At 31.9% G+C, this 6,142-nt stretch carries 8 protein-coding genes; 6 read left to right on the plus strand and 2 right to left on the minus strand.

The features are described from left to right. The first annotated feature begins 307 nt into the window (after positions 1-307). The 3 genes from DIU01_RS08560 (at position 308) to DIU01_RS08570 (ending at position 2,798) form a co-directional block, all read left to right on the plus strand. Entirely contained in the window at positions 308-1,156 is an 849-nt protein-coding gene (locus DIU01_RS08560) for a transketolase (RefSeq protein ID WP_290833496.1), read from the plus strand. 119 nt (positions 1,157-1,275) lie between these two features. Next, positions 1,276-1,830, plus strand: a complete 555-nt coding sequence (locus DIU01_RS08565) for a hypothetical protein (protein ID WP_290833498.1) — start codon at positions 1,276-1,278, stop codon at positions 1,828-1,830. Positions 1,831-1,844: 14 nt separating this feature from the next. Then, positions 1,845-2,798: a transketolase C-terminal domain-containing protein gene (locus DIU01_RS08570; RefSeq protein WP_290833500.1), complete on the plus strand. Its 954-nt coding sequence runs from the start codon at positions 1,845-1,847 to the stop codon at positions 2,796-2,798. A gap of 57 nt (positions 2,799-2,855) precedes the next feature. On the opposite strand, the gene DIU01_RS08575 is transcribed toward DIU01_RS08570, so the two are convergent. Next, a complete protein-coding gene (locus DIU01_RS08575; RefSeq protein WP_290833502.1) occupies positions 2,856-3,950 on the minus strand; it encodes a hypothetical protein in 1,095 nt (364 codons plus the stop codon). Positions 3,951-4,029: 79 nt separating this feature from the next. Here DIU01_RS08575 and DIU01_RS08580 point away from each other — a divergent pair, with 79 nt between their 5' ends. The 3 genes from DIU01_RS08580 to DIU01_RS08590 are packed head-to-tail and all read left to right on the plus strand — an operon-like array spanning position 4,030 to position 5,486. Beyond that, entirely contained in the window at positions 4,030-4,416 is a 387-nt protein-coding gene (locus DIU01_RS08580; RefSeq protein WP_290833504.1) for a S4 domain-containing protein, read from the plus strand. Beyond that, positions 4,403-4,984, plus strand: a complete 582-nt coding sequence (locus DIU01_RS08585) for an SAM-dependent methyltransferase (RefSeq protein WP_290833506.1) — start codon at positions 4,403-4,405, stop codon at positions 4,982-4,984. The genes DIU01_RS08580 and DIU01_RS08585 overlap by 14 nt, the downstream gene beginning before the upstream one ends. 4 nt (positions 4,985-4,988) lie before the next feature. Next, positions 4,989-5,486: a phosphoribosyltransferase family protein gene (locus DIU01_RS08590; protein ID WP_290833508.1), complete on the plus strand. Its 498-nt coding sequence runs from the start codon at positions 4,989-4,991 to the stop codon at positions 5,484-5,486. Here the strand turns inward: DIU01_RS08590 and DIU01_RS08595 are convergent. After that, entirely contained in the window at positions 5,478-5,996 is a 519-nt protein-coding gene (locus DIU01_RS08595) for a shikimate kinase (protein ID WP_290833510.1), read from the minus strand. The genes DIU01_RS08590 and DIU01_RS08595 overlap by 9 nt on opposite strands. Between the last annotated feature and the right edge of the window lie 146 nt (positions 5,997-6,142).

Consider the following 6,142-nt stretch of genomic DNA (forward strand, 5'->3'; position numbering starts at 1 on the left):
ATTTCTGATTTCATTCCTATTTACAAGTTGTGACCTTATAGAAGGTATTTTCAAAGCCGGAATGGGAGTTGGAATTTTTATTGTAATTGCCATCATAGCAGTTATTGTATTTATTATCAGCAGATTTTCTAAAAAGAGTTAAATAATGCTACAAATTATCTAATTAAAGATTGAAATTGATTTAAAATTGATTTCAATCTTTTTTTATGGTCATTTTGTAGATAACTTTTTAAAAGTCTAAAACCGCATTAAACTAAAAATCGAATTATCTGATTATCTTTGCGGCAGTTTAACTTTAACAAACAAAATGAAGACTAACACACAACAATTACAAGATTTTTCAACACAAGTGCGAAGAGACATTCTTCGAATGGTACATGCCGTAAACTCAGGACATCCTGGAGGTTCATTAGGTTGTACTGAATTTTTGGTGACTTTATACCAAGAATTAATGGACAGAAAAGAAGGATTTGACATGAATGGTATTGGAGAAGATTTATTTTTCTTATCAAATGGCCATATCTCGCCAGTTTTCTACAGCGTTTTGGCTAGAAGTGGTTATTTCCCAGTTTCAGAATTGGCCACTTTTAGAAAATTAAACACTCGTTTACAAGGACATCCAACTACACATGAAGGTTTACCTGGAGTTAGAGTTGCATCGGGTTCATTAGGACAAGGTTTATCTGTTGCTATTGGAGCTGCACAAGCTAAAAAATTGAACAATTGCAATCATTTAATCTACGCACTTTTGGGCGATGGAGAATTGCAAGAAGGTCAAAATTGGGAAGCAATTATGTATGCATCGGCTAAAAAAGTAGATAACTTAATTGCAACAATCGATTTAAACGGAAAGCAAATTGACGGAACTACAGACGAAGTTTTAAACATGGGAAGCGTTCGCGCTAAGTTTGAAGCATTCGATTGGGATGTTTTAGAAATTACTGCTGGAAACGATATCGAAGCAATAATTGCTGGAATGACTGATGCTAAATCTAGAACTGGAAAAGGAAAACCAGTTTGCGTTTTATTACACACAGAAATGGGTAACGGAGTAGATTATATGATGTATTCTCACGCTTGGCACGGAAAAGCTCCAAATGATGAACAACTTGCAAAAGCATTAGAACAAAACGCTGAAACTTTAGGAGACTACTAATGAAGTCTTTAATAGCTTTTAGTTTTCTTTTTCTATCATTTTTTTCTTTTTCACAAGAGAAAATGAGTTATTACTTTGATTATTATTCGATTTCCAACTATAAAAATTATGGTGCTAAATTGGATAATTTAATGGTAAACGTACTCAATGAAAAAGATTCAACTTATACGCTATTACTAAATTACAGCAGCAAAGAAGCAACATTAAATGATCGAAAGAATAGACAATTAATAAAGTTTGTTTTTGATTTTAAATTTGAGAAAATTGAAGATCTCAATAAATTGACAAATCCCAAGTTATACACTCGAGTACAAACTATTAAAGGTAGAAGATTCAAAAAATTTGTTGAAGATTTTGAATATGAAAATGATAGTTTGACAGAAAAAACAATTGTCCATCTTACTTCCTATAGAAATAAGAAGCGAAAAAAAATCATTAATGAACATTATTATTACTTTGGAGACAATGAAAACACAGTTGACTCACATAAAAAGTCAATAAAAAATTATCTTCTCAATAAGTATAAATTAAAAGATTTAAAAGATTTAAATATTGAAAAGGTTTTGCATTTAAAAGATGGAAAAATTGAATCTCAAATAGATTTTGTTGAAATAAAAAAAGTTGACTTTAATTTCAAATTTGAAATCGAAGAAGTTTATCCAAAAAGATTATAAAAACAACACACAAAATGAAAAAATACGAAAATACAGGAAGTAAAGATACCCGTTCTGGATTTGGTGCAGGAATGACCGAATTGGGACAAAAAAATGAAAACGTTGTTGCCTTATGTGCCGATTTAATTGGTTCATTAAAATTTGACGATTTCAAAAAAAATCACCCAGAGCGTTTTTTCCAAATTGGAATTGCAGAAGCCAACATGATTGGAATTGCAGCTGGATTAACCATTGGTGGAAAAATTCCATTTACTGGAACATTCGCTAACTTTTCTACAGGAAGAGTTTACGATCAAATTCGTCAATCGGTTGCTTATTCTGATAAAAATGTAAAAATTTGTGCTTCTCACGCCGGATTAACTTTAGGAGAAGATGGAGCAACACACCAAATATTAGAAGATATTGGTTTGATGAAAATGTTACCAGGAATGACTGTTATCAATACTTGCGATTACAATCAAACGAAAGCAGCTACTTTAGCTTTGGCAGATCATCATGGTCCCGCTTATTTGCGCTTTGGTCGTCCGGTTGTGCCTAACTTTATGCCAGCAGACGAACCATTTGTAATTGGAAAAGCGATACTTTTAAACGAAGGTACAGATGTTACAATCATTGCAACCGGACATTTAGTTTGGGAAGCATTAATTGCAGCAGAAGCATTGGAAGCAAAAGGTATTTCGGCAGAAGTAATTAATATTCACACAATAAAACCATTGGACGAAGAAGCAATTCTAAAATCGGTTGGAAAAACAGGTTGTGTAGTTACAGCAGAAGAACACAATATTCTTGGTGGTTTAGGCGAAAGCGTTGCTAGAACCTTATCGTTAAACAATCCAACGCCACAAGAGTTTGTAGCAGTTCAAGATTCATTTGGCGAAAGCGGAACTCCAGAACAATTAATGGAAAAATACAAGCTAAACAATCAAGCTATTGTTGAAGCTGTGGAAAGAGTTATTAAAAGAAAATAATTTCACTTTTATTCATAAAAAAACCAGTTCGTTTGAACTGGTTTTTTTGTTTTATAATTATTGATATTGATCATAAAAGGGTGGCTTTGCATTTGGATCAAGATGCCTTCTTAACCTGTTAGGGTCAGTAAAATCGCCTGGTCCTGGACTAGGCAACATGATTGGAGTAGTTGATGGAGGAATAATAACTGGCATTAATGGTCCAGTAAATGCTCTCGGAATTCCTCTAGTTTCATCCCATGGTGTAGATGGATTATCTGTTGCAGCACCATTAAAAGGATATTGACGTGTTTTTTTTACAACTCCATCCATGTATGAATATTTAATCTCATTTTTTGTCAATACTCTATCATTATCATCATCAACATCAAAATAATTAGGAATTTCATCTCCATTTCCTACTGGAAAATTTAGATCTGAATTATAATCTTGTGGATCATATAAAAAGTCGGAACCCAAAGGCACTTCATCTTTGGACAATACACCATCACTATCATGATCTCTATATTTTAACTCAAAAAGTTTAAATGAAAAAACTAAATTAGCATAAGCAGTAAGTGTTCCTTGCGATAAATTAAAATATCCCATTCCTGATGGTAAGAACATAATACCTGCGCCATAATCACTGAAATTTACTGGGTTTGGTCCATCTGTTGGGTCGTAATTACCTGTTTTAAAATAAGGCAATATTTCACTCCATCCAGCAACTAAATCATCAGTTCTAAACCAAACTGGATTTTGAGCAAAATCAAATTGGTCGCCTTTAACAGTTTCAACACCTCGATAACTAACGTGTATTGAATCAACCGCAGTTGGACGCTGACCAACACCTTCATTTAATACAATATAATATATTTTATAATCCACCTTGTGAGCAACGTTGGTAACTGTTTTAAACTGTAAAGGATATTGAGTTTGTTCTCTAATAGAAGTTTCCGGACCATTGGCAGGAATTTCTGTGTATGTAACATTAAACTCAGCATCAACAGCCATTGAGTGTGTATCAATAAATTTATTTATAGAATCAATATCTTTAGCATACTGTTCTACATAATCTCTAGGCTTTGAAACAGGATTATCATCTTCTTTTGCACAAGAGAAAAGCGTCACGATAACCGCTAGAGAAAAAATAATTTTAAAATATTTGTTCATTATTATATTAAATTAGGTGCGCAAGATACAATATTGATTTATTTTTGTAAACTATTTAACGCTGATTTTAGAAAAAATTATGAGAGTTGACAAATACTTATGGTGTGTACGTTACTACAAAACTAGAAATATGGTAACCGAAGCTTGCAAAAAGAATCATATTACAGTAAACGGTCAAGTTGCCAAAGCTTCTAAAGAGGTTTTTGCTACGGATAAAATCACGTTTAGAAAAGACCAAATTACCCATATAATTACGGTTTTGGATGTTCCTGCAAATCGTGTTGGAGCCAAACTTGTTGATGTATATCGAAAAGATGAAACTCCAGCAGAATCATTTGCTCATTTAGAACTTTTAAAACTTTCTAAAGAACATTATAGAAAAACTGGAACTGGTAGACCAACCAAAAAAGATAGAAGAGATCTAGACGATATAGAATTCAATACCGACGAAGATGAAACTGAATAGTGATTATTGGGAAAACCGATACAAAACCAATGAAATAAGTTGGGATGCTGGAACAATTACAACTCCGCTAAAAGAATATATTGATCAAATTGAAGATAAATCGATTAAAATTTTAATTCCTGGAGCCGGAAATAGTTATGAATTTGAATACCTATTAAAAAACGGATTTCAAAATGTTTATGTATTAGATTTTGCTCAATCGCCATTAGATAATATCAAAGAAAGAGTTTCAAATTGCAATGAAAATCAATTAATTAAATCTGATTTTTTTGAACATAATGCTACTTATGATTTAATTCTGGAACAAACTTTTTTCTGTGCAATTGATCCTTCATTACGAGGAGATTATGTAGCTAAAATGAAATCATTATTGAATTCAAATGGTAAAATTGCCGGATTGTTATTTCAATTTCCATTAACCGATGTCGGTCCGCCTTTTGGTGGTTCTAAATCAGAGTATTTAGCGTTATTTCAAAATGATTTTGAAGTAAAAAAGTTAGAAACTGCATATAATTCGATAAAACCAAGACAAGGAAACGAACTCTTTTTTATATTTACAAAAAAATAAAACCATGAGCCACAATATTATTTTAAACAAGCAAGAAATCGATCATAAAATAAAGCGAATTGCCTATCAAATATTTGAAACATTTGTTGATGAAGAAAGTATTATTGTAGCAGGAATAGCATCAAACGGATATGTTTTTGCCGAAAAAATAGCAGCTGTTTTACAATCAATTTCTCCACTTGAAGTAATTTTGTGCGAAGTGACTTTAGACAAACAAAACCTAAATTCTGAGATAAAAACATCGCTTCCAAAAGAAGCCTATCAAAACAAAGGAATTATCCTTGTAGATGATGTATTAAATTCGGGTTCTACCTTAATGTATGGAGTAAAACATTTTTTGGATGTTCCGTTAAAGAAATTTAAAACAGCGGTGTTGGTTGACAGAAATCACAAAAAATACCCAATCAAAGTTGACTTTAAAGGGATTTCGCTTTCAACCTCATCATTAGAACATGTTACCGTTGTTTTTGAAAAAGATAACTCTTACGCTACTTTAAGTTAGCAGTTGATACATTTCATCAACAATAGTTTCGATACTTTTTCCATCAACACTCACTTTAAAATTGGCTTGATTGTAGTAAAAACTTCTATCAAATAAATGCTTAGCGATGAATTCTTTCGTTTCTTCTTCATTTAAATGAGCAATTAGTGGTCGTTTGTGCTTTTCATCAGCTAAACGATTAAAAAGCGTATCTATCGACGCCTTAAGGTAAATAGAAACCACATCTTCCTTTTGTAAAAGTTCGTGATTATTAAAATAACAAGGTGTTCCACCACCAGTACTTATAATTAGAGCTTCATCATTCTCTAACAATTCTACAAAAAGTTGGTGTTCTAGTTTTCTAAAAAACAATTCGCCTTTGGTAGCAAATATTTTTTCAATACTTAAATTGCACTTTTTTTCGATCATTTCATCCAACTCCACGGAGGTAATTTCAATTTTTCTAGACAATTTTTGAGATAAAACCGACTTACCACTACCCATGTACCCTATTAAAACAACTTTCTTCATAAAATAAAACCTTATAAATTAAGGCATTAAGAGATATTATTAAAAAAAGGTAAATTTAATACAAAATTGCTTTGAAAAATAAATAATAACGCCTTATATTTGCACCCGCGTTCAAGAAATGATTATGACTCGATAGCTCAGTTGGT

Origin of the sequence: Flavobacterium sp. (assembly GCF_003525665.1) — a bacterium.
Lineage (GTDB): Bacteria > Bacteroidota > Bacteroidia > Flavobacteriales > Flavobacteriaceae > Flavobacterium.

Coding starts and splice junctions, on each gene's coding strand:
- DIU01_RS08560 (WP_290833496.1), top strand. CDS start 308: ATGAAGACTAACACACAACAATTACAAGATTTTTCAACACAAGTGCGA.
- DIU01_RS08570 (WP_290833500.1), top strand. CDS start 1,845: ATGAAAAAATACGAAAATACAGGAAGTAAAGATACCCGTTCTGGATTT.
- DIU01_RS08575 (WP_290833502.1), bottom strand. CDS start 3,950: ATGAACAAATATTTTAAAATTATTTTTTCTCTAGCGGTTATCGTGACG.
- DIU01_RS08580 (WP_290833504.1), top strand. CDS start 4,030: ATGAGAGTTGACAAATACTTATGGTGTGTACGTTACTACAAAACTAGA.
- DIU01_RS08585 (WP_290833506.1), top strand. CDS start 4,403: ATGAAACTGAATAGTGATTATTGGGAAAACCGATACAAAACCAATGAA.
- DIU01_RS08590 (WP_290833508.1), top strand. CDS start 4,989: ATGAGCCACAATATTATTTTAAACAAGCAAGAAATCGATCATAAAATA.
- DIU01_RS08595 (WP_290833510.1), bottom strand. CDS start 5,996: ATGAAGAAAGTTGTTTTAATAGGGTACATGGGTAGTGGTAAGTCGGTT.